At 76.0% G+C, this 24,902-nt stretch carries 6 protein-coding genes; all 6 read left to right on the top strand.

Annotated features, from left to right (window positions below; translation table 11 throughout):
- Window positions 1–283: 283 nt before the first annotated feature.
- Window positions 284–1,753, top strand: coding sequence for an AMP-binding protein (locus ACFW1A_RS19955; RefSeq protein ID WP_380410430.1), 1,470 nt, complete (start codon window positions 284–286; stop codon window positions 1,751–1,753).
- The gene (locus ACFW1A_RS19950; protein ID WP_380410428.1) at window positions 1,750–2,988 is read left to right on the top strand and encodes a type III PLP-dependent enzyme; all 1,239 of its coding nucleotides are present in this window, start codon (window positions 1,750–1,752) and stop codon (window positions 2,986–2,988) included. The genes ACFW1A_RS19955 and ACFW1A_RS19950 overlap by 4 nt, the downstream gene beginning before the upstream one ends.
- Before the next feature lie 8 nt (window positions 2,989–2,996).
- On the top strand, window positions 2,997–3,473 hold the full coding sequence (locus ACFW1A_RS19945; protein ID WP_380410429.1) for a cobalamin B12-binding domain-containing protein: 477 nt from the start codon (window positions 2,997–2,999) through the stop codon (window positions 3,471–3,473).
- Window positions 3,470–4,822, top strand: a complete 1,353-nt coding sequence (locus tag ACFW1A_RS19940; protein ID WP_380410427.1) for a methylaspartate mutase — start codon at window positions 3,470–3,472, stop codon at window positions 4,820–4,822. Before ACFW1A_RS19945 ends, ACFW1A_RS19940 begins: the two co-directional genes overlap by 4 nt.
- 163 nt (window positions 4,823–4,985) lie before the next feature.
- Window positions 4,986–21,182 carry an SDR family NAD(P)-dependent oxidoreductase gene (locus tag ACFW1A_RS19935; RefSeq protein WP_380410426.1) on the top strand — a complete coding sequence of 5,399 codons (16,197 nt, stop codon included), beginning with the start codon at window positions 4,986–4,988 and terminating at the stop codon, window positions 21,180–21,182.
- Window positions 21,094–24,902, top strand: a 3,809-nt coding sequence (locus ACFW1A_RS19930) for a type I polyketide synthase (RefSeq protein WP_380410425.1), incomplete at its 3' end; no start/stop codon positions are given. The genes ACFW1A_RS19935 and ACFW1A_RS19930, both read left to right, overlap by 89 nt.

The following is a 24,902-nucleotide window of genomic DNA, read 5'->3' as shown; positions in this document are numbered from 1 at the left end:
GGATTCCGGCCGGGCCTCGGCGTTTCCTCACGCACCGTCACGATCCCTGGGGTGAACACCCCGCCGGTAGGGGTGTGGCGCCCCTTTTGCGCTCACTACCGTGAAGGAGCAGGCCCGGTATTCGGTGAGCCGGGGGAATTGCGCCGAAGCACCGGCCACCTTTTCTGTGGTCAATTTCCGGGCACTTTGAGCGAAGCAACGGAGAGCGGCGTTGGACAGCCACGAGAACACGACAGACCATTATTCCGAATCGCTTCCGGGGAGCGGCGAACTGGTCCACACCCTGCTGGACCAGGCCGTGGCCGAGGCGGCGACCGCACCGGCGGTGCGCGACGCCGACGGGGTGTGGGACTACGCGCGGATGGGCGAGGTGAGCCACGCCTTCGCGCACTGGCTGCGCGAGCAGGGGGTGCTGCCGGGGGACCGGGTGGTGGTGCAGCTGCCGAGCAGGCGCGAGCTGGCGGCGATGTTCTTCGGCGCCTGCCGGGCCGGCGCGGTCTTCGTGCCGCTCAACCCGGCGATGAAGGAGTTCCACCTCAAGTCGGTGCTGGCCAACGCCGAGCCGGCGCTCGTCATCGGCACCGGCAAGCAGGTCGAGGTGCTGCGGGCGCGGGCCGGGGCACCGGTCCACGAGGCCGCCGAACTGTGGCCGGCCGTGCTGGCCCTGACGGGGCGTCCGTTCGAGGAGCGGGCACCGCGCCCGACCGACCTGGCCGCGCTGATCTACACCTCCGGCAGCACCGCCGCGCCGAAGGCCGTGATGCTGCCGCACGCCCAGGTGGCCTTCGCCGCCCGGGCGATCCAGCAGGTGCTCGGCTACCGGGCCGACGACGTGGTGTTCTGCCGCTTCCCGCTCTCCTGGGACTACGGCCTGTACAAGGTGCTGCTGGCCACCCTGGGCCGCTCCGAGATCGTGCTGGCGGGCGACGAGTCCGACCTGGTGCTGCTGCGCCGGATGCGCGAGACCGGCGCCACCGTGCTGCCGATCGTCCCCTCGCTGGCCGGGATGATCGCCACCCTGGCCGCCCGCGACACGGAGCCGGCCCCGCCGGTGCGCCTGATCACCAACACCGGTGCCGCACTGCCCGCGGCCACCATCGCCGCGCTGCGCGAGGCGTTCCCGGGCGTCCGGGTGGTCCGGCAGTTCGGCCAGACCGAGTGCAAGCGGATCTCCGTGATGCCGCCCGAGCAGGACCGGGAGCGGCCCGACGCGGTCGGCCTGCCGCTGCCCGGCACCCGGGTGCTGATCCTGGACCCGGACGGCAACGAGCTCCCGGCCGGCGAGGTCGGCGAGATCGTGGCCGACGGCCCGCACGTGATGCCCGGCTACTGGCGCTCCCCCGAGCAGACCGCCAAGGCGTTCCGCACCGACCCGGCGACCGGCCGGCTGCGGCTGCACACCGGCGACTACGGCAGCCTCGACGCGGACGGCTACCTCTACTTCGAGGGCCGCCGGGACGACATGTTCAAGCGCAAGGGCATCCGGATGAGCACGCTGGAGATCGAGGCCGCCGCGATGGACATCCCGGGAGTGCGCACCGCCGCGGTGCTGCCGCCGGCCGCCGAGCGCGACCTGGCGATCTTCGTGGAGACCGAGCTCGGCCCGCACGTGATCCTCAAGGAGCTGGCGCAGCGCCTGGAGCCGCTCAAGGTGCCCTCCATCTGCCGCGTGGTGGAGACCCTGCCGCTGACCCTGCACGGCAAGAACGCGCGCGACGTGCTCGCCGCCATGCTCGACGGGAGCCCCCGATGACCCAGCAGATCGACTTCGACGCCGTCGCCGCCCGCTACGGCACCCCGGCCTACGTCTACGACCTGGACGAGGTGGTGGCCGCCCGTCAGGAGCTGTTCGCCGCGCTGCCGGAGGAGTTCGAGCTCTTCTACGCGCTCAAGGCCAACCCGCACCCGGACCTGGTGCGGGCCCTGCGCGAGGGCGAGGGGCGCTCCTGCCGGCCCGAGATCAGCTCCACCGGCGAGCTGGCCGCGGCGCTGGCCGCCGGCTTCGAGGGCGCGGACGTGCTCTACACCGGCCCGGGCAAGACCCCGGGCGAGCTGCGCGAGGCGATCGGCGCCGGGGTGCGGCTCTTCTCCACCGACTCGGTCACCGACGTGCAGCACGTCGGCGCCGCGGCCCGCGAGTCGGGCACCACGGCGCAGGTGCTGCTGCGGGTGAACAGCGTCTCGGCCAGCGCCACCACCAGCATCCGGATGACCGGCACCCCCTCGCAGTTCGGCTTCGACAGCGAGGTGCTGCCGTCGGTGATGGCCGAACTGCGCGCGGTCGAGGGCGTGGAGCTGGTCGGCTTCCACTTCTTCCCGCTCAGCAACGCCCGCGACGAGGAGTCGCTGATCGGCGAGTTCCAGCACACCATCGCGCTGGCCGCCCAGCTCTCCCGCGACCTGGAGCTGCCGCTGCGCTTCCTGGACATCGGCGGCGGCTTCACCGTGCCGTACGCGGTGCCGGGCCCCCGCGGCCACTACCCCAAGCTGCGCGAGGAACTGGCCGGCGCGCTCGACCTGCACTTCCCGAACTGGCGCACCGAGGGCCCGCAACTCGCCTGCGAGTCCGGCCGGTTCCTGATCGGGGCCAGCGGCACGCTGCTGGCCGGGGTGAGCAACGTCAAGGTCAGCCGCGGTCGCAAGTTCGTCATCCTGGACGCCGGGATCAACACCTTCGGCGGGATGTCGGGCCTGGGCCGGCTGCTGCCGGTGGCGGTGCAGCTGGAGGTGGACGGCGCGACCGAGTCGGCCAGCCTGGTCGGCCCGCTGTGCACCCCCGGCGACGTCCTGGGCCGGGAGATCGCCCTTCCGCCGCTGGCCTCCGGCGACCTGGTGGTGATCCCCAACGCCGGCGCCTACGGGCCGACCGCCAGCCTGCTGATGTTCCTGGGCCGCCCCGCCCCCGTGGAGGTGGTGGTGCGCGGCGGCGAGGTGGTCTCGGCCTCCCGGATCGAGCACGTCCGTTCCTACGAAGGGACTCAACAGTGATCGAACCGATGCACGGCGGTGCGGCCCTGGTGGCCGACCGCCGCCCGACCGTGGTGGTCTCCGGGGTCGCCTCCGACGCGCACACCTGGAACCTGGTCTTCCTGCAACTGCTGATCGAGGAACTCGGGTACCAGGTGGTCAACCTGGGCCCGACGGTACCGGACGAACTGCTGGTCGAGGAGTGCCGGGAGCTGGCGCCCGCGCTGATCGTGCTGAGCAGCGTCAACGGCCACGGCTTCCAGGACGGGCTGCGGGTGGCCGGCAGGCTGCGCGACTGCCGCGACCTGGCGGCCACCCCGCTGGTGATCGGCGGCAAGCTCGGCATCGGCGGCGAACAGGACGAGGACCGGATCGGCGAGTTGCTCGCGGCCGGCTTCGACGCGGTCTTCCAGGACGGTGCCACCGGCCTGGCCGACTTCCAGCGGTTCATCGACACCGCGACCGGCGCGAGCCGGCTCGCCGGACGCCCGGGACTGCCGGTATGACCCTCACCAGGACGGCCGAGGGCGAGCCCGCCGCCTTCGCGCCGGTGGACTTCGGCGCCTTCGTGCGCGAGCGCGGCGCGGCCGGCACCCCGGTGATGCAGCCGCGGATGGGCATGAGCGACCCCGCCGTGATGCGCTCGGGCCTGGCCGCCACCAAGCAGGCCGCGGCCGCCACCGTGGGCACCATCACCCTGGACAGCTACACCCGGGTGGGCAACCTGGCGGCGGTGACCGACGCCCTGCGGCAGGGCATCGCGCTCAACGGCTACCCGATCGTCAGCTACCCGGAGCGGCAGACCGCCGAGGTGCTGGCGGGCCTGCGCGGCCGGGACTTCCCGGTCCAGGTGCGGCACGGCTCGGCGGTGCCGCAGGCGATCTTCGCGGCGCTGATCCGGCTGCGGCTGAACGCCACCGAGGGCGGCCCGGTCTCCTACTGCCTGCCGTACGGGCGCACCCCGCTGGCCGAGTCGGTCCGCAACTGGGAGGAGTCGGTGCGGCGTTACGCCGCGCTGCGCGAGCAGGGCGTGGAGCCGCACCTGGAGACCTTCGGCGGCTGCATGATGGGTCAGATGTGCCCGCCCAGCCAACTGGTGGCGCTCAGCGTGCTGGAGGCGCTCTTCTTCCACCACCACGGGGTGCGCAGCCTGTCGGTCAGCTACGCCCAGCAGACCAACCACGAGCAGGACGTGGAGGCGGTCTGGGCGCTGCGCCGGCTCTGCGCGGAGCTGCTGCCCACCGAGAACTGGCACGTGGTGGTCTACGCCTACATGGGCGTGTACCCGACCACCGTCACCGGAAGCTACCGACTGCTGGGCCTGGCGGCGGAGTTGGCGGCCCGGACCGGCTCGGAACGGGTGATCGTCAAGACCGTGGCGGAGTCCGCCCGGATCCCCACCGTGGCCGAGAACGTGGCGGCCCTGGAGTACGCCGCGGAGGCGGCCGACCTGGTGGGCACCGGCACCCCGGTCCCGCCCGGCGGCGACTCCCAGACCTACCTGGAGGCGCGCGCCCTGGTCGAGGCGGTGCTGGAGCTGGACCCGGACCCCGGGCGGGCGCTGCTGCAGGCCTTCCGGCGCGGCCTGCTGGACGTGCCGTACTGCCTGCACCCGGACAACCAGGGCCGGGCCTCCTCCTACCTGGACGACCAGGGGCGGCTCTGCTGGGCCGAGCTGGGCGCGCTGCCGCTGCGCCACCTGGTCCGGCCGACCGGCGCCAGGAAGGTCACCTCCAGTGGCCTGCTGGCCGATCTGTCCTACGTGCGGCGCAAGTTCGACGAGGAGTGCACGGTGCTTCCCGGCCGGCACGCCCTGCCCCCGGAGCAACGGCGGGCGATCGTGAGCAGCAGGTGAACAGCATCCGTTGACCGGTGCCGCCCGTCCCCCGCCCTGGGGGACGGGCGGTCGGTCTGGGGTGCGCAGGGGTGTAACCGACCGTCAGTTCCGTGATGCCCTGGCATAACCGGAGCTGAATGACGTCTGTCCGTTGATGACAGGGATTGCGTGGAGCGCGCAGATGAGCGAATCCGAAAGCCTCGTTTCCGACCCTCGGGCCGCCGCGGCCGTGGATGAGGGGGCCCAGCAGCGATCCGGTCTCACGGACCGGATCGCCCCGTTGCCCGGACAGGAGCAGAGCCGGGTCCTGCTGGACCTGGTCCTGGAGCACACCCTGGCCGCGCTGCGCCAGGTGCGGCCGGACGCCGCCCCCACGGTCTGGGCCGAAGTGGCCTTCAAGGACCAGGGCTTGGATTCGCTGGCGCTGGTGGACCTGCAGAACCGGCTGAACCGGGCCACCGGGCTTGCGCTGCCGCCGACCGTGGCCTTCGACCACCCGAGCCCGCGCCGGCTGGCCGAGTACCTGCGCGGCGAACTGCTCGGCGAGGGCGACGAGGACGCGGTCCCCGTCTTCGCCGGCGACCTGGACGACGAGCCGATCGCCGTCGTCGGCATCGGCTGCCGGTTCCCGGGCGGGGTCTCCTCCCCCGAGGAGCTGTGGCAGCTGGTGGCCGAGGGCCGCGAGGTGCTCGGCGAGTTCCCGGCCGACCGCGACTGGGACCTGGACCACATGTTCGACCAGGACCCGACCGCCACCGGCAAGAGCTACGTGGCCCGCGGCGGCTTCCTGGACACCGCCACCCTGTTCGACGCGGACTTCTTCGGCATCGCCCCGCGCGAGGCGCTGGCCATGGACCCGCAGCAGCGCCTGGTGCTGGAGACCGCCTGGGAGGCGCTGGAGCGGGCCGGCATCGACCCGGCCTCGCTGCGCGGCAGCCGGGCCGGCGTCTTCGTCGGTGCCGAGGTGCACGAGTACGGCGTCCGGGTGCACGAGGCCCCGGAGGGCCTGGACGGCTACCTGATGACCGGCAACGCGCCCAGCGTCACCAGCGGCCGGGTCGCCTACGTGCTGGGCCTGGAGGGCCCGGCGGTCACCGTCGACACCGCCTGCTCCGGCTCGGTGGTCTCGCTCCACCTGGCCGCCCAGGCGCTGCGCCGCGGCGAGTGCTCGCTGGCCCTGGTCGGCGGCGTCACCGTGATGGGCAGCCCCGGCATGTTCACCGCGTTCAGCCGGCAGCGCGGCCTGGCCGCCGACGGCCGGGTCAAGGCCTTCGCGGCGGCCGCCGACGGCACCGGCTTCTCCGAGGGCGTCGGCCTGCTGGTGGTCGAGCGCCTCTCCGACGCCCGGCGCCAGGGCCACCGGGTGCTGGCCGTCGTGCGCGGCACCGCCGTCAACCAGGACGGCGCCTCCAACGGCCTGACCGCCCCGAGCGGCACCTCGCAGCGCCGGCTGATCCGCCAGGCGCTCGCCGTCTCCGGCCTGACGGCCGACCAGGTCGACGCGGTCGACGCGCACGGCACCGGCACCAAGCTCGGCGACCCGATCGAGGCCCAGGCGATCCTGGCCACCTACGGCCAGGGCCGCCCGGCGGACAAGCCGCTCTGGCTCGGCTCGGTCAAGTCCAACCTGGGCCACACCCAGGCCGCCGGCGGCGTGGCCAGCATGATCAAGATGATCATGGCAATGCAGTACGGCGAGCTGCCGCGCACCCTGCACGTGGACGCGCCCACGCCGAACGTGGACTGGACGGCCGGGCACGTCCGGCTGCTCACCGAGCCGGTCGCCTGGCCGGCCGGCGAGCAGCCGCGCCGCGCGGGCGTCTCCGCCTTCGGCATCAGCGGCACCAACGCGCACGTGATCCTGGAGGAGCCGCCGGCCGCTGCCGTCGACGAGCCCGAGGCCGGGCAGCCGCAGCCCGGCGCGCTGCCGCTGCTGCTCTCGGCCCGCAACGGGACCGCGCTGCGCGCCCAGGCCGCCCGCCTGTTGGACCGGCTCTCCGGCGCCGACGAGCCGGCGCTGACCGACCTCGCCCGGGCCCTGGCCACCACCCGCGCCGCGCTCGGCGAGCGCGCCGTCGCGGTGGCCGGCGACCTGGCCGAGTTCCGCGCCCAGCTGGCCGCACTGGCCGCGGGCGACCCCGCGCCCGGCCTGCTGCGCGCCGACACCGCCCCGCACCGCCTGGCGTTCCTCTTCACCGGCCAGGGCAGCCAGCGCCTGGCGATGGGCCGTCAGCTGGCCCGCCGCTACCCGGTCTTCGCCAAGGCGCTGGAGGAGGCGATCGGCTTCCTCGACCTGCAGCTGGACCGCTCGCTCTGGGAGGTGCTGTTCGCCGCCGAGGGCACTCCCGAGGCCGAGCTGCTCCACCTGACCGGCTACGCCCAGTGCGCGCTGTTCGCGGTGGAGACCGCGCTCTTCACGCTGCTCGACTCCTGGGGCGTGCGCCCCGACTACCTGGCCGGCCACTCGCTGGGCGAGCTGTCCGCCGCGCACGCGGCCGGCGTGCTGTCGCTGGAGGACGCCGCCACCCTGGTCGCCGCCCGCGGCCGGCTGATGCAGCAGCTGCCGACCGGCGGCGCCATGGTCGCCGTGCAGGCCGCCGAGGCCGAGGTGCGCGAGCTGCTGGAGTCCGAGGGCCTGGCCGACGGCGTGTCGGTCGCCGCCGTCAACGGCCCCGCCGCCGTGGTCGTCTCCGGCGAGGAGCAGCCGGTGCTGGCGCTGGCCTCGGCGCTCGCCGCCCGCGGCCGCAAGACCAAGCGCCTGAACGTCTCGCACGCCTTCCACTCGGCCCTGATGGAGCCGATGCTGGACGAGTTCCGCCGGGTCGCCCGGATCCTGGACTACCACCCGCCGCGGATCCCGGTGGTCTCCAACGTCAGCGGGGCGCTGGCCACCACCGAGCAGCTCACCGACCCCGAGTACTGGGTGCGCCACGTGCGCGGGGCGGTCCGGTTCGCCGACGGCCTGCACGCCCTGTTCGAGCTCGGCGTGGACACCTTCCTGGAGCTCGGCCCCGACGCCGTGCTCAGCGCCATGGGCCAGGAGTGCCTGACCGGGGACCAGGACGGCACCGCCTTCGCCGCCGCGCTGCGCCGCGACCGCGACGAGCAGCGCGAGCTGCTGGCCGCGCTCGGCCTCGCGCACGCCCGCGGCGCCGAGGTCGACTGGACCGCGTTCTTCGCCGGTGCGCCCGCGCGCCGGGTGGAGCTGCCCACCTACGCCTTCCAGCGCCGCCGGTTCTGGCTCAGCCCGCCGCGCGCCACCGCCGGCGACCCGGCCGGCCTGGGCCAGGTGGCCGCCGCGCACCCGCTGCTGGGCGCGGTGGTCCCGCTGGCCGGCGCCGACGGCGTGCTGCTCACCGGCCGGGTCTCGCTGCAGGCCCAGCCGTGGCTGGCCGACCACGTGGTGGCCGGCGTCGCGCTGCTGCCCGGCACCGCCTTCGTCGAACTCGCGGTGCGGGCCGGCGACCAGGTCGGCTGCGCACTGCTGGAGGAGCTCACCCTGGCCGCACCGCTGGTGCTGCCCGCCACCGGCGGCGTGGCGCTGCAGGTGGTGGTCGGCGCGGCCGACGCCACCGGGCGGCGCACCGTCCAGGTGCACGCGCGCCCCGAGGACGCCCCCGCCGAGCAGCCGTGGACCCGGCACGCCGAAGGCCTGCTGGCCCCGCGGGCCGAGGCGCCCGCGGCGTTCCCGGACCTGGCCGCCTGGCCGCCGGCCGGCGCCACCGCCCTCGACCTGACGGACCACTACGCCGCCATGGCCGACCAGGGCTACGGCTACGGCCCCGCCTTCCACGGCCTGCGGGCCGCCTGGCAGCGCGGCACCGAGGTCTTCGCCGAGGTCGCGCTGCCCGAGTCGGTGGCCGGCCGGGCCGGCGAGTTCGGCCTGCACCCGGCCCTGCTGGACGCGGTGCTGCACGCCACCGACTTCGCCGCCGCGCCCGCCCCGGACCAGCCCACCCGGCTGCCCTTCGCCTTCTCCGGCGTCACCCTGCACGCCACCGGCGCCGGCACCGTGCGGGTGCGGATCACCGCCACCGGCCAGGACCGGGTCGCACTGGAGCTGGCGGACGCCACCGGCGCCCCGGTCGCCACGGTGGACTCCTTCCTGCTCCGCCCGGTCTCGGCCGAGCAGCTGCGCGCGGCCCGCACCGACTCGCTCTACGAGGTCCGCTGGACCCCGCTGGCCGCGCCCCGGGCCGCCGAGCCCGCGCTGCCCACCCTGGACGAGCTGACCTCCCTGGTCGGCGAGCCGGCCGGTGAGCCGGCGGTGCGGTGGAACGCGCCCGCCGGCGCCGGCCAGGACCCGGTGGCCGACGCGCACGCCGTCACCGCCGAGGTGCTGGCCACCGTGCAGGCCTTCCTGGCCGACGAGCACCTGGCCGGGGCCCGCCTGGTGGTGGTCACCAGCGGCGCGGTCGCCGCCGGGCCGGGCGAACTGCCGGGTCTGGCCCAGGCGCCGCTGTGGGGCCTGGTCCGGGCCGCCCAGGCCGAGCAGCCGGGCCGCCTGGTGCTGCTGGACACCGACGGCTCCGCCGAGTCGGAGGCCGCGCTGGCGGCCGCCGTCGCCACCGGCGAGCCGGAGCTGGCGCTGCGCGGCGGCGAGCTGCGGGTGCCGCGGCTGACCGCCGCCGGCAGCGAGGACGGCGCGGCGGGCCCGTGGCGGGACGCGGGCACCGTGCTGGTCACCGGCGGCACCCAGGGCCTGGGCGCCACCGTCGCCCGCCACCTGGCCACCGTGCACGGCGTGCCCCGGCTGCTGCTGGCCGGGCGCCGCGGCGCCGACACCCCCGGGGTGGCCGAACTGGTCGCCGAGCTGGCCGCGGCCGGCGCCGAGGCGACCGTGCTCGCCCTGGACGTCACCGACCGCGCCGCCGTCGAGGCCGCACTGGCCGGGCACACCCTGACCGGTGTGGTGCACGCGGCCGGCGTGCTGGACGACGCGCTGCTGGGCGACCTGACCCCCGAGCGGCTGGCCGCCGTGCTGCGCCCCAAGGCGGACGCGGCCTGGCACCTGCACGAGCTGACCCGGGACCAGCCGCTCACCGCCTTCGTGCTCTTCTCCTCCACCGCCACCGTGCTGGACGGCGCCGGCCAGGCCAACTACGCCGCCGCCAACGTCTTCCTGGACGCACTGGCCGCCCACCGGGCCGCGGCCGGCCTGCCCGCCACCGCGCTGGCCTGGGGCCTGTGGACCGGGGCCGGCGGCATGGGGGCCCGGCTGGACGCCGCCGCGCTGCAGCGGATCGCCCGGCTCGGCCTGGAGCCGCTGTCGGCCGAGGAGAACCTGCGGCTGCTGGACGAGGCGCTGGTCGGCCGGCGGCCGACCGCCGTGCCGGTCCGGGTCGACCGGCAGGCGCTGCGCGAGCGCGGCGCGGCGCTGCCCGCGCTGCTGCGCGGCCTGGTCCCGGCCGCCACCGTGCGCCGCGCCGCCGCCGAGGCGACCGGCGCCGTGGCGGTGGAGCTGACGCTGGGTCAGCGGCTGGCCGAGCTGGACGAGGCGTCCCGCACCGAGGCGCTGCTCGACCTGGTCCGGGCCCAGACCGCCGCGGTGCTCGGCTTCGCCTCCGGCGAGGAGCTGGCGGCCACCCGGGCGTTCAGCGACATCGGCTTCGACTCGCTGGCCGCCGTCGAACTGCGCAACCGGCTGAACGCGGCCACCGGCCTGCGGCTGCCCGCGACCCTGACCTTCGACTACCCGCACCCGGCGGCGCTGGCCGGCTTCCTGGCCGAGAAGCTCGCCGCCACCGTCAAGGCCGCGCCCGTGCCGGCCACCGCGCCGCAGCCGTCCGAGGCGGCGGCCGCCGAGCAGGACGAGCCGATCGCGATCGTCGCGATGGCCTGCCGCTACCCGGGCGAGGTCTCCTCCCCCGAGCAGCTGTGGCAGCTGGTCGCCGACGGCGCCGACGTGGTCACCCCGTTCCCCACCGACCGCGGCTGGCCGGACGACCTGTACGACCCGGAGCTCGGCAAGCCCGGCAAGAGCTACTCGCGCGAGGGCGGCTTCCTGCACGACGCGGCGCTGTTCGACCCGGAGTTCTTCGAGATCAGCCCGCGCGAGGCGCAGGCGATGGACCCGCAGCAGCGCCTGCTGCTGGAGACCTCCTGGGAGCTGCTGGAGCGGGCCGGCATCGACCCGGGCACGCTGCGCGGCAGCGACACCGGCGTCTTCGCGGGCGTGATGTACCACGACTGGGGCCTGCGGCTGGGCCCGCTGCCCGAGGAGGTGGCCGGCTACCACGGCAACGGCTCGCTGGCGAGCGTGGTCTCCGGCCGGGTCGCCTACGTGCTGGGCCTGGAGGGTCCGGCCGTCACCGTGGACACCGCCTGCTCCTCCTCGCTGGTCGCCGCCCACTGGGCGGTGCAGGCGCTGCGGGCCGGCGAGTGCTCGCTGGCGCTGGCCGGCGGCGTCACCGTGATGTCCACCCCGGACACCTTCGTCGACATGAGCCGCCAGCGCGGGCTCGCCGCCGACGGCCGCTGCAAGTCCTTCGGCGCGGACGCCGACGGCACCGGCTGGGGCGAGGGCTGCGGCCTGGTGCTGCTGGAGCGGCTCTCCGACGCCCGGCGCAACGGGCACCGGGTGCTGGCCCTGCTGCGCGGCTCGGCGGTCAACTCCGACGGCGCCTCCAACGGCCTGACCGCGCCCAACGGCCCGTCCCAGCAGCGGGTGATCCAGCAGGCGCTGGCCTCCGGCAACCTGACCACGGCCGAGGTGGACGTGGTCGAGGGCCACGGCACCGGGACCACGCTGGGCGACCCGATCGAGGCCCAGGCGCTGCTGGCCACCTACGGCCAGGACCGGGCCGGGAGCGAGCCGCTCTGGCTCGGCTCGATCAAGTCCAACATGGGCCACACCCAGGCCGCCGCCGGTGTCGCGGGCATCATCAAGATGGTCCAGGCGATCCGGCACGGCGTGCTGCCCAGGACGCTGCACGCCGAGCAGCCCTCGCCGCAGGTGGACTGGGCCGAGGGCGCCGTCCGGCTGCTGACCGAGGCCCGGGAGTGGCCGGCCGTGGACCGGCCGCGCCGCGCCGCCGTCTCCTCGTTCGGGATCAGCGGCACCAACGCGCACGTGATCATCGAGCAGGCGCCCGCCGAGCAGCCCGCCCCCGAGCCCGCCGCCCCGGCCGGACCGCTGCCCTGGGTGCTCTCCGCCAGGAGCGCCCCGGCGCTGCGCGCGCAGGCGGGCCGGCTGGCCGCGTTCGCCGCCGACCTGACGGACGATCAGCTCGCGACGGCCGGCCACGCGCTGGCCACCGAGCGCGCCGCGCTCGGCGAGCGCGCGGTCGTCTACGGCAGCACGACGGCCGAACTGGTCACCGCGCTCGAGCTGTTGGCCGAGGGCGGCCGGGCCGGCCTGGCCCGCGGCACGGTGCGACCGGCCAAGACCGCCTTCGCCTTCACCGGCCAGGGGGCCCAGCGGGTCGGCATGGGGGCCGAGTTGGCCGCCACCTACCCGGTCTTCGCCGCCGCCTTCGCCGAGGTGCTGGCCGCGATCGGCACGCCGCTGCCGCTGGACGACGCGGAGCTGCTGAACCGGACCGAGTACGCCCAGCCGGCCGTCTTCGCCTTCGAGGTGGCGCTGTTCCGGCTGCTGCAGTCCTGGGGCGTCAAGGCCGACCTGCTGGTCGGCCACTCGATCGGCGAGATCGCCGCGGCCCACGTCGCGGGCGTCTTCTCGCTCGCCGACGCGGCCGCCCTGGTCACCGCGCGCGGCCGGCTGATGCAGGCGCTGCCGGCCGGCGGCGGGATGCTCGCGGTGGAGGCGACCGAGGCGGAGGTCACCGGCCTCGGCGTCGACCTCGCCGCGGTGAACGGCCCGCGGGCGGTGGTGCTCAGCGGACCGGAGGCCGAACTCGACCGGATCGCGGCGCAGTTCGCCGACCGGCGGACCAAGCGGCTGGCCGTCTCGCACGCCTTCCACTCGGCCCTGATGGACCCGATGCTGGACGAGTTCCGTCAGGTCGCCGAGCGGATCTCCTACCGGGCACCGGAGCTGGGCATCGTCTCCACCGTGACCGGCGAGCCGGCCGGGGCGGACCTGGCGAGCGCCGACTACTGGGTGCGGCACGTGCGTTCCACCGTGCGCTACGCCGACGCGGTGGCCCGGCTGCGCTCGCGCGGGGTGGCCGAGCTGATCGAGGTCGGCCCGGACGCCGCGCTCAGCGCGCTGGACCAGGGCGACGCCGGGCTCGGCTGCACCGCGCTGCAGCGCCGCGACCGGTCCGAGCCGCAGGCCCTGCTGCTGGGCCTCGGCCAGGCCTGGAGCCGCGGCACCGCGGTCGACTGGGCGGCCTTCTTCGGTCCGCGGCCGGCCCGCCGGCTCGACCTGCCCACCTACCCGTTCCAGCGCTCCCGCTACTGGCTGGACTTCGCCCCCGCCACCGCCGCCGACCTCGGCGCGGCCGGCCTGACCGCGGTGGACCACCCGCTGCTCGGCGCCGCCGTGGTGGCGGCCGACTCCGGCGGCGTGGTGCTCACCGGCCGGCTCTCCCGCACCGCGCAGCGCTGGATCGCCGACCACGACGTGCTGGGCCGGATCCTGCTGCCCGGCACCGGGTTCGTCGAGCTGGCCGTCGCGGCCGGCGACCAGGTCGGCTGCGGCCGGGTCGAGGAACTGACCCTGGAGGCGCCGCTGATCCTGCCCGAGCGCGGCGCGCTCACCCTGCAGGTGGTGGTCGGCGCGGCCGACGCCACCGGCGCCCGCACGGTGGCCGTGCACTCCCGCCCGGAGGGGGCGGACACCCCGTGGACCCGGCACGCCGCCGGTCTGCTCACCGCCGCCCCGGCGGCCCCGGCCTTCGAGCTGACCGCCTGGCCGCCGGCCGGCGCCACGCCGGTCCGGGTGGAGGGCGTCTACCAGCGCCTGACCGAGCGCGGCTACGGCTACGGGCCCACCTTCCAGGGCCTGACCGCCGCCTGGCGCCGGGGCGAGGACGTGTACGCCGAGGTCGCGCTGCCCGAGGGCGCGCACGCCGAGGCGGCCCGGTTCGGCCTGCACCCGGCGCTGCTGGACGCGGCCATGCACGCCGACCTGCTGGACGCCGAGGGCCGGGCCGAGGGCGACACCCTGCTGCCCTTCTCCTGGAACGGCGTCACCCTGCACGCCGCCGGCGCCACCGCGCTGCGGGTGCACCTGCGCCGGCTGCGCGGCGACGAGCTCTCCGCGCTGTACGTGGCCGACCAGGCCGGGCGCCCGGTGGCCACCGTGGAGTCGCTGGTCTCCCGCCCGGTCTCGGCCCGCCAGCTGGACGCGGCCCGCGACGAGCGCAGCGGCACCCTGCTGAAGGTGGAGTGGACCGAGCTGCCCGCCCCGGCCCCGGCCCCCGCGCTGCCCGAGCTCGGCTCGGCCGCGGCACCGCTGCTGCGGTTCACCGTGCCGGCCAGCGCCGCCGAGGTCCCCGCGGCCGGGCACGCGATCGCCGCCCGGGTGCTGGCGGTGGTGCAGGACTGGCTGGCCGACGAGCAGCACGCCGCCGCCCGGCTGGTGGTGGTGACCGAGGGCGCGGTGGCCGCCCGTCCGGGCGAGGCGGTCAGCGCACTGGCCCAGTCCCCGGTCTGGGGCCTGGTGCGCGCCGCCGAGCAGGAGAACCCCGGCCGCTTCCTGCTGCTGGACACCGACGGCACCGCCGCCTCCGAGGCGCTGGTGGCCGCCGCCGCCCAGCTGGGCGAGAGCGAGCTGGCGCTGCGCGAGGGCCGGGTGCTGCTGCCCCGCCTGGTGCAGGCCGGGCGCGGCGACGCCGCACCGGCCTGGACCGCGGACGGGACCGTCCTGGTCACCGGCGGCACCGGCGGCCTGGGCGCCCTGGTGGCCCGTCACCTGGTCGCCGAGCACGGCGTGCGCCACCTGCTGCTGACCAGCCGGCGCGGCCCGGCCGCCCCCGGGGTGGCCGAGCTGGTGGCCGAGTTGGAGCGGGCCGGCGCCACCGTCGCGGTCCGGGCGGCGGACCTGGCCGAGCGGACCGAGGTGGTCGCGCTGCTGGACCGGGTCGACCCGGCGCACCCGCTCCGCGGCGTGGTGCACGCCGCCGGGGTCGCCGACAACGCCCTGGTGGGCGCGCTCGACGCCGACCGGCTGGCCGCCGTGCTGCGCCCCAAGCTGGACGCGGCCTGGCACCTGCACGAGCTGACGAAGCACCAGCACCTGGACGCCTTCGTGCTCTTCTCCTCCGCCGGCGGCCTGGTGCTGGCCGCCGGACAGGCCAACTACGCGGCCGCCAACGTCTTCCTGGACGCACTGGCCGCCCACCGCACCGCCACCGGCCTGCCGGCCACCGCGCTGGCCTTCGGCATGTGGGCGGTGGACACCGGGCTCGGCGGACCGCTGGCCGACGCGGACCTGGAGCGGATGACCCGGCTCGGCCTGCCCGCCCTGGCGGTGGCCGACGGCCTGGCGCTGTTCGACCAGGCGCTGGCCGGGGCCGACGACCGGTTGGTGCCGGTCGGCCTGGACCGGGCCGCGCTGCGCGAGCGCACCGACGAGGTCCCGGCGCTGCTGCGCGCGCTGGCCGGCGGCGGCGCCGCCCGGCGGGCCCAGGCCGGCCCCGCCGCCCCCCGGGCCGCGGACCTGGCCCAGCAGTTGGCCGGCCGCACCCCCGTCGAGCGGGAGCGGGCGCTGCTCGACCTGGTGCGCACCCAGGTGGCCCAGGTGCTCGGCCACGCCGGCACCGCCGCGATCGGCCCGGACCGCGCGTTCAAGGAGCTCGGCTTCGACTCGCTCGCCGCGGTCGAGCTGCGCAACCTGCTGACCGCCGCGAGCGGGGTCCGGCTGCCCGCCACCCTGGTCTTCGACTACCCCAACTCCAAGGCGGTGGCGGACTTCCTCGGCGGCAAGCTGGCCAGCTCGGCGCCGGCCCCGGTGGCGCAGCCGGCCCCGGCCGCGGCCGCGGTGGCCGCCGCCGAGGACGACCGGATCGCCATCATCGGCATCAGCTGCCGGTTCCCGGGCGGGGTCCGCTCCGCCGAGGAGCTCTGGCAGCTGGTCGCCGAGGGCCGCGACGCGGTGGCCGGCTTCCCGACCGACCGCGGCTGGGACCCGGACGGCATCTTCGACCCGGAGCCGGGCGTGCCCGGCAAGACCTACGCCGTCGAGGGCGGCTTCCTCTACGACGCCACCGAGTTCGACGCCGAGTTCTTCGGCGTGATGCCGCGCGAGGCGCTGGCCATGGACCCGCAGCAGCGCCTGCTGCTGCAGGGCTCCTGGGAGGCGTTCGAGCGGGCCGGGATCGACCCGACCTCGATGCGCGGCAGCCAGACCGGCGTCTACGCGGGCGTGATGTACCACGACTACGCCAGCCGGCTGCCCAGCATCCCCGAGGAGCTGAGCGGCTACGTCGGCAACGGCAGCGCGGCCTCCATCGCCTCCGGCCGGGTCGCCTACGCGCTCGGCCTGGAGGGCCCGGCGGTCACCGTCGACACCGCCTGCTCCTCCTCGCTGGTCGCGCTGCACATGGCCTGCCAGGCGCTGCGCTCCGGCGAGATCTCGATGGCGCTGGCCGGCGGCGTCACCGTGATGCCCACCCCGGACATCTTCGTGGACTTCGCCCAGCAGCGCGGCCTGGCCTCCGACGGCCGCTGCAAGGCCTTCGCCGGGGCCGCCGACGGCACCGGCTGGGCCGAGGGCATCGGCCTGCTGCTGGTCGAGCGGCTGGCCGACGCCGAGGCCAACGGCCACCCGGTGCTGGCCGTGGTCCGGGCCTCCGCGATCAACCAGGACGGCGCCTCCAACGGCCTGACCGCGCCGAACGGCCCGTCCCAGCAGCGAGTGATCCAGCGCGCCCTGTCGGTGGCCGGTCTGACCACCGACGACGTCGACCTGGTGGAGGGCCACGGCACCGGCACCCGGCTCGGCGACCCGATCGAGGCCCAGGCGCTGCTGGCCACCTACGGCCAGGACCGGCCGGCCGACCGGCCGCTGTGGCTCGGCTCGATCAAGTCCAACATCGGGCACGCCCAGGCCGCGGCCGGCGTCAGCGGCGTGATCAAGGCCGTGATGGCGATCCGGCACGGGGTGCTGCCGAAGACCCTGCACGTGGACCGGCCCAGCCCGCAGGTGGACTGGACCGAGGGCAACGTCAAGCTGCTCACCGAGAACCGGGCCTGGCCCGAGCTCGGCCGCCCGCGCCGGGCGGCGGTCTCCTCGTTCGGCCTGTCCGGCACCAACGCGCACGTCATCCTGGAGCAGGCGCCGGCCGCACCGGCCGCCGGGACCGGGCCCGACACCGACATCGACGGGCTTACGGCGCTGCCGGTCTCGGCCCGGACCGCCAAGGCGCTGCCCGAGCAGGCCCGCGCGCTGGCCGAGCACCTGGCGGCCGGCACCGAGCGGCTGGCCGACACCGCGCACTCGCTGGTCACCAGCCGGGCCGCGCTGCCGCACCGGGCCGTGGTGCTGGCCGCCGACCGGGCCGGCGCGGTGGCCGCGCTGCGCGCCGTCGCCGACGGCGCCGAGCACCCCGGGGCCGTCACCGGCACCGCCGCCGCCGAGGGCCTGACCGCCTTCCTCTTCTCCGGCCAGGGCGCCCAGCGCCCGGGCATGGGACGGGAGCTGTACGCCGCGTACCCGGTCTTCGCCGAGGCGCTGGACGAGATCTGCGCCCGGCTGGACGCGCTGCTGCTGGACCGCCCGCTGAAGGAGGTGATGTGGGCCGAGGACGGCGAGGCGCTGAACCGCACCGTCTTCACCCAGAGCGCGCTGTTCGCCTTCGAGGTGGCGCTGTTCCGCCTGGTCGAGTCGCTGGGCCTGCGGCCGGACGTGCTGATGGGCCACTCGATCGGCGAGATCGCCGCGGCCCACGTGGCCGGGGTGCTCTCGCTGGCCGACGCCTGCACCCTGGTGGCCGCCCGCGGGCGGCTGATGCAGGCGCAGCCGGCCGGCGGCGCGATGCTCGCGGTGCAGGCCACCGAGGCCGAGGTCGCCGACCTGGGGGTCGACGTCGCCGCGGTCAACGGACCGCAGTCGGTGGTGCTCTCCGGTGCCGAGGAGCGGATCGCCGCCGCCGAGGCGCACTTCGCCGAGCTGGGCCGCAAGACCAGCCGGCTGCGCGTCTCGCACGCCTTCCACTCCGCGCTGATGGAGCCGATGCTGGCCCAGTTCCGCGCGGTGGCGGGCACCCTGACCTACCACCGGCCCGAGCCGGCCGTGGTCTCCAACGTGACCGGGACGCTCGCCGACTCCCTCACCGACCCCGAGTACTGGGTGCGCCACGTCCGCGAGGCGGTCCGGTTCGCCGACGGGGTGAAGGCGCTGGAGGCGCACGGGGTCACCCGGATCCTGGAGATCGGGCCGGACGGCGTGCTGAGCGCGCTGGCCCAGGCCTCGCTGGAGCAGGTGGACACCGTGGTCCCGGCGCTGCGCAAGGACCGCCCGGAGGGCGAGGCGCTGCTCACCGCGCTGGCCCGGCTGCACGTCTCGGGGCTCACCCCCGACTGGACCGCGCCGCTGGCCGGTCGTTCCCCGCGTCGCGTCGACCTGCCGACGTACGCATTCGACAAGCGGAGGTTCTGGCTCGACATGCCCGCCACTGCCAGTGATGTGACCGGAATCGGCCAGGTGGCGGCCTCGCACCCGCTGCTGAGCGCCGTGCTGGTCTCCCCCGAGAACGGCGGCCTGGTGCTGACCGGCCGGCTCTCCGTCGAGACCCACCCCTGGATCGCCGACCACGACGTGCTGGGCACCGTGCTGCTGCCCGGTACCGGCTACGTGGAGCTGGCGCTGCGGGCGGCCGAGGAGGCCGGCTGCGACCTGGTCGAGGAGCTGACCATCGAGGCCCTGATGCCGCTGCCGCCCACCGGCGGCACCGCGATCCAGGTCGTGGTGGGCGAGGCCGACCAGGGCGGGCGCCGCTCGTTCAGCGTGCACTCCCGGGTGGAGGACGCGCCCGCGCACGTGCCGTGGACCCGGCACGTCTCCGGCGTGCTGGCGGTCGCCGACCAGGCGCCGCCGACCCCGGAGACCTTCGACGTGGGCTACCGGGCCTGGCCGCCGGCCGGCGCCGAGGTGGTCGACATCAGCGACGTCTACGACTACCTGACCAGCCAGGGCTACTTCTACGGCCCGATGTTCCGCGGCCTGAAGGCGGTCTGGCGGCGCGACAAGGAGATCTTCGCCGAGGTCGCGCTGCCCGAGGACGCGGGCGACCAGGCGGCCGAGATGCGGGTGCACCCCTCGCTGCTGGACGCCGCGCTGAGCGCCACCGACTTCCTCGGCGGCCGCAAGCCGCAGGACATCGGCGCCTCCCAGCTGCCGTTCGCCTGGACCGGGGTGCGGCTCTTCAAGGGCGGCGCACCGCGCCTGCGGGTGCGGATCAACTGGTTCTCCTCGGACGCCAAGGTGGGCTCGGACGCGGTGCGCCTGGAGCTCTCCGACACGGTGGGCAACCCGGTGCTGGCGGTGGAGTCGCTGGTGGTCCGGGCGGTCACCCCGGACCGGGTCGCGGCGGCCGCGGCGGCCTCCACCGGCACCCGGCAGCGCGAGTCGCTCTACCAGGTCGGCTGGACCCACACCACGACCGGCGTGGCGCAGGACGCGGCCGCCGGCGCCTGGGCCCAGCTGGGCGCGGGCGACCTGGAGTTGGACGTGCCGCGGTACGCCGACCTGGCGGCGCTGGCCGCCGCGCAGCCGACCCCGGAGCTGGTGGTGTACCAGGTCCCGGCCGGCTCGGCCGACGACGTCCCCGGCGGTGTCCGCGCCGTCCTGGCCGAGGTGCTGGCGCTCACCCAGGACTGGCTGGACGAGCCGAAGTTCGGCAACTCCAAGCTGATGCTGGTGACCCACCGTGCGGTCGGCATCGAGGACGAGCCGGTCGACCTGACCCAGGCACCGGTCTGGGGCCTGATCCGCTCGGCCCAGCAGGAGAACCCGGACCGGCTGCTGCTGCTCGACCTGGACGGCGGCCGGCTGACCCCGGCAGTCGCCGCCCTCGGCGAGCCGGAACTGGCGGTGCGCGGGGCCCAGTTGCGGGTGCCGCGACTGGCCGGGGTGCCGACCAGCGAGGCGGAGCGCCCGGCGCCGTGGGACGGCGGGTCGACCGTGCTGCTCACCGGCGGCACCAGTGGGCTGGGCGCGCTGCTGGCCCGCCACCTGGTCACCGTGCACGGGGTGCGGCACCTGCTGCTCACCAGCCGCAGCGGTGCGGCCGCCCCGGCGGCGCGCGAACTGGCCGAGGAGCTGGGCGCGCTGGGCGCCGAGGTGCGGATCGAGGCCTGCGACGCGGCCGACCGCGAGGCGCTGGCCGCGCTGCTGGCGAGCGTGCCGGCCGCGCACCCGCTGCGCGCCGTGGTGCACGCGGCCGGCGTGATGGACAACGCCCTGCTCGGCAGCCTGACCGCCGAGCAGCTGGAGGCGGTGCTGCGGCCCAAGGTGGACGGCGCCTGGAACCTGCACGAGCTGACCAAGGAGCTGCCGCTGTCGGCCTTCGTGCTCTACTCCTCGGTCTCCGGCCTGGTGATGGGCGCCGGACAGGCCAACTACGCGGCCGCCAACCGGTTCTGCGACGCACTGGCGCAGCACCGGCAGCGGGCCGGCCTGCCGGCCACCACCCTCGCCTTCGGCCTCTGGACCACCCAGACCGGCCTGGGCGGCGGCGCGGTGGACGCGGAGCTGGAGGAGCAGCGGATGGCCGCCCTCGGCCTGCCGCCGATGTCCTCGGCGGAGGGCCTGGTGCTCTTCGACGAGGCCGTCTCGCTCGCGCTGCCGGTGCTGGTCCCGATGCGCCTGGACCCGGCCGCGCTGGTCGCCTCCGGCGCGCTGACCTCCCCGCTGCTGCGCGAGGTGGCCCAGGCCGCCCCGGCCCGCAGGGCGCCGCGCGCCGCCGCGGCCGCCAAGCCGGCCGAGCCGGTCCAGCAGGGCGGTCTGGAGCAGCGGCTGGCCCCGCTGGACGCGGCCGAGCGCGAGCGGGTCCTGCTGGACCTGGTCCGCACCCACGTCGCGGCGGTGCGCCACGACGAGCCGGACGCGATCGACCTGGGCCGCGGCTTCACCGAGATGGGTCTGGACTCGCTGGCCGCGATCGAGCTGCGCAACCGGCTGCAGACCGCCACCGGCATGCGGCTGCCCGCGACCCTGATGTTCGACTACCCCAACCCCGGCGCGCTGGCCCGGTTCCTGCTGGAGGAGCTGCAGCCGCAGCTGCCCGCGGCCCCGGCGGCCGCCGCTGCCGCCGCGCCGACCGGTGCGCCGGCGGCCGGCGACGACGCGGCGCTGCGCCGGCGGATCGACGCGATCCCGCTGGCGGCCCTGCGCGAGGCCGGCCTGCTGGACCGGCTGCTGGAGCTGGCGGGGGGCACCGATGCGCCCGCCCCGGCCGCCGCGGCGATCAGCAGCATGGACATCGGCGACCTGGTCCGCGCGGCGCTCGCCGGCAGCGACAACAACTGAGCGGAAGGGCAGCAACGTTCCCATGGAGACCTCGGTCGACCAGATCGTGGCCGCACTGCGCGCCTCGATGCTCGACAACGAGCGGCTGCGTCAGCAGAACCAGCAGCTCACCGAAACGGCCAGTGAGCCGATCGCCATCGTCGGCATGGCCTGCCACTACCCCGGCGGCATCGACTCCCCCGACGAGCTCTGGCAGCTGGTCGAGGCCCGCGGCGACGCGGTGACCGGGTTCCCGGCCGACCGCGGCTGGGACCTGGCGGGCCTGTACGACCCGCGCCCGGGCACGCCCGGCAAGAGCATCGCCCGCGAGGGCGGGTTCCTGTACGACGCGGCCGACTTCGACGCGGAGTTCTTCGGGATCTCGCCGCGCGAGGCGCTGGGCATGGACCCGCAGCAGCGCCTGCTGCTGGAGACCGCCTGGGAGGCGATCGAGAGCGCCGGGGTGGACCCGCGCTCGCTGAACGGCACCCGCACCGGCGTCTTCGCCGGCGTGATGTACCACGACTACGGGTTCGGGACCAGCGACGGCAGCCTGGTCTCCGGCCGGGTCGCCTACACCCTGGGGCTGGAGGGCCCGGCGGTCACCGTCGACACCGCCTGCTCCTCCTCGCTGGTCGGCCTGCACTGGGCGGTGCAGGCGCTGCGGGCCGGCGACTGCACGCTGGCGCTGGCCGGCGGCGTCACCGTGATGACCACGCCCGACATGTTCGTCTACTTCTCCACCCAGCGGGGTCTGGCGGCCGACGGACGGTGCAAGTCCTTCTCGGCCGCCGCCGACGGCACCGGCTGCTCCGAGGGCGTCGGCGTGCTGGTGCTGGAGAAGCTCTCCGACGCCCGCCGCAACGGGCACCCGGTGCTGGCGCTGGTCCGCGGCTCGGCGGTCAACCAGGACGGCGCCTCCAGCGGCATGACCACCCCGAACGGTCCGGCCCAGCAGCGGGTGATCAAGCAGGCCCTGGCCTCGGCCGGGCTGACCCCGGCGGACGTGGACGCGGTCGAGGCCCACGGCACCGGCACCAAGCTGGGCGACCCGATCGAGGCGCAGGCGCTGCTGGCCACCTACGGCCGGCAGCGCCCGGCGGACGGGCGGCCGCTGCTGCTCGGCTCGATCAAGTCCAACCTGGGCCACACCCAGGCGGCGGCGGGCGCGGCCGGCATCATCAAGATGATCATGGCCATGCGGCACGGCGTGCTGCCCGGCACCGTGCACCTGAACGAGCCGACCCCGCACGTGGACTGGACGGCGGGCGCGGTCGACCTGCTGACCGAGAACCGGCCGTGGCAGGCCGCGGACCGGCCGCGCCGGGCCGGGGTCTCCTCGTTCGGGATGAGCGGCACCAACGCGCACGTGATCCTGGAGGAGCCGCCGGCCGCCCCGGCGGACGCCGAGGAGGCGGTCGGGCCGGTGGCCGGCCCGGTGCCGCTGCTGCTCTCGGCCCGCTCGCCCGAGGCGCTGCGGGCCCAGGCCGGTCGGCTGCGCACGGCGCTGACGGAGCGTCCGGGGCTGACCGTGCTGGACACCGCCCACTCGCTGGCCACCGGGCGCACCCCGTTCGAGCACCGGGCCGCGGTGGCGGTCGCCGACCGGGAGGCGGCGCTGGCCGCGCTGACCGCGCTGGAGCAGGGCGACGAGCAGCTGACCGCCAGGGCCGACGGCCGCAAGCTGGCCTTCCTGTTCACCGGCCAGGGCGCCCAGCGGCTCGGCATGGGCCGCGAACTGCACGCCGCCTTCCCGGTCTTCGCGGCCGCCTTCGACGCGGCCGCCGCGGAGCTGGACCGGTTCCTGGACCGGCCGCTGAAGGAGGTGGTCTGGGGCGGGGACGCCGAGCTGCTGGAGCGCACCCTGTACACCCAGACCGGGCTCTTCGCGCTGGAGACGGCGCTCTTCCGGCTGCTGGAGTCCTGGGGCGTGCGGCCCGACTACCTGGCCGGGCACTCGATCGGCGAGCTGGCCGCCGCGCACGCCGCCGGCGTCCTCTCGCTGCCGGACGCGGCGGCCCTGGTGGCGGCGCGCGGCGCGCTGATGCAGGCGCTGCCGGCCGGCGGCGCGATGCTCGCGGTGCAGGCCACCGAGGCCGAGGTCGCCGACCTGGGGGTCGACGTCGCCGCGGTCAACGGGCCGCGCTCGGTGGTGCTCTCCGGGGCGGAGGCGGCGATCACCGCGATCGAGGAGAGGCTGCGCGGCGAGGGCCGCAAGGTCAAGCGGCTGCGCGTCTCGCACGCCTTCCACTCCGCGCTGATGGAGCCGATGCTGGCGCAGTTCCGCGCAGTGGCGCAGCAGGTGACGTACCGTCAGCCGGTGATCCCGGTCGTCTCCGACGTCACCGGGACCCTGGCCGACGCGCTCACCGACCCGGAGTACTGGGTGCGCCACGTCCGCGCGGCGGTCCGGTTCGCCGACAGCGTCGGTTTCCTGGCCGAGCGGGGCGTGACCACCTTCCTGGAGCTGGGACCGGACGGCGTGCTCAGCGCGCTCGGCCAGGAGTGCCTGGCCGAGGAGCGGCCGGCCGTCTTCCTGCCGCTGCTGCGGGCCGGGCGGGACGAGCAGCGCGAGCTGGTCGCCGCCGCCGGCGCCGCCTGGACCCGCGGGGTGGCCACCACCTGGGCCGCGTTCTTCGCCGGGCGCGGGGCGCGCCGGGTGGAGCTGCCGACCTACGCCTTCCAGCACCACCGGTACTGGTCCGAGGCGCAGATCACCCAGTCCGCCGACGCCTCCCGGCTGGGCCAGCGCCCCGCCGACCACCCGCTGCTGGCCGCGCAGGTGACCCTGCCGGAGAGCGGCGACCTGGTGCTCACCGGGCGCCTGTCCGTCACCGAACTGCCCTGGCTGGCCGACCACGCGATCCGCGGCACCGTCCTGCTGCCGGGCACCGCACTGGTGGAGCTGGCGATCAAGGCCGGTGACCAGGTGGGCTGCCCGCGCCTGGAGGAGCTGACCATCGCGGCGCCGTTCGTGCTGCCCGCCGAGGGGGCGGTGGCCGTGCAGCTGCTCGCCGCCGCGCCGGACGAGCTCAACCGCCGGGCGGTCACGGTGCACTCACGGGCGGAGGGCTCGGAGGAGTGGGTGCTGCACGCCCAGGGCTTCCTGGCCCCGGCGCCCGACGCCCTGATCGTCGGCGACCTGGCCGAGTGGCCGCCGCCGGGCGCCGCCGAGCTCGACCTGGCCGGCGCCTACCAGCGGATCGCCGAGCGCGGCTACGACTACGGCCCGCAGTTCCAGGGCCTGCGGGCGGCCTGGCGGCGCGGAGACGAGGTCTTCGCCGAGGTCGCGCTGCCGGACGCCACCGACGCGGCCAGCTACGGCCTGCACCCCGCGCTGCTGGACGCCTCGATGCACGCCGACCTGCTGAACGAGGACGAGGGGGCCACCCTGCTCCCGTTCGCCTGGACCGGGGTCACCCTGCACGCCGCCGGCGCCGCCGCCCTGCGGGTGCGGGTGCGGCGCGAGGGCAGCGAGGAGGTCACCTCGATCCTGGTCGCGGACCAGGAGGGGCGGCCGGTGCTCTCGGTGGACTCGCTGGTCTCCCGGCCGGTGACGCAGGAGCAGCTGACGGGGGGTCGCGGGCAGTCGCTGTTCCGGATCGGGTGGTCGGAGACGGCACCCGGCGAGACGGTCGCCGCCACAGACCTGCGAGTGTTCCGGGTCCCGGTCACCGGCGACGAACTGCCCGACACCGCACTCACCCAGACCCTGACCGCCCTGCAGGACTTCCTCGCCCA

Source organism: Kitasatospora sp. NPDC058965 (genome assembly GCF_042741245.1).
Taxonomy (GTDB): domain Bacteria; phylum Actinomycetota; class Actinomycetes; order Streptomycetales; family Streptomycetaceae; genus Kitasatospora.
This window is presented reverse-complemented; position numbering and strand designations above follow the sequence as displayed.

What these genes read in the sequence shown, in the direction of transcription:
- ACFW1A_RS19945 (WP_380410429.1), top strand. Translation starts at nt 2,997, where the DNA reads ATGCACGGCGGTGCGGCCCTGGTGGCCGACCGCCGCCCGACCGTGGTG.
- ACFW1A_RS19950 (WP_380410428.1), top strand. Translation starts at nt 1,750, where the DNA reads ATGACCCAGCAGATCGACTTCGACGCCGTCGCCGCCCGCTACGGCACC.
- ACFW1A_RS19935 (WP_380410426.1), top strand. Translation starts at nt 4,986, where the DNA reads ATGAGCGAATCCGAAAGCCTCGTTTCCGACCCTCGGGCCGCCGCGGCC.
- ACFW1A_RS19940 (WP_380410427.1), top strand. Translation starts at nt 3,470, where the DNA reads ATGACCCTCACCAGGACGGCCGAGGGCGAGCCCGCCGCCTTCGCGCCG.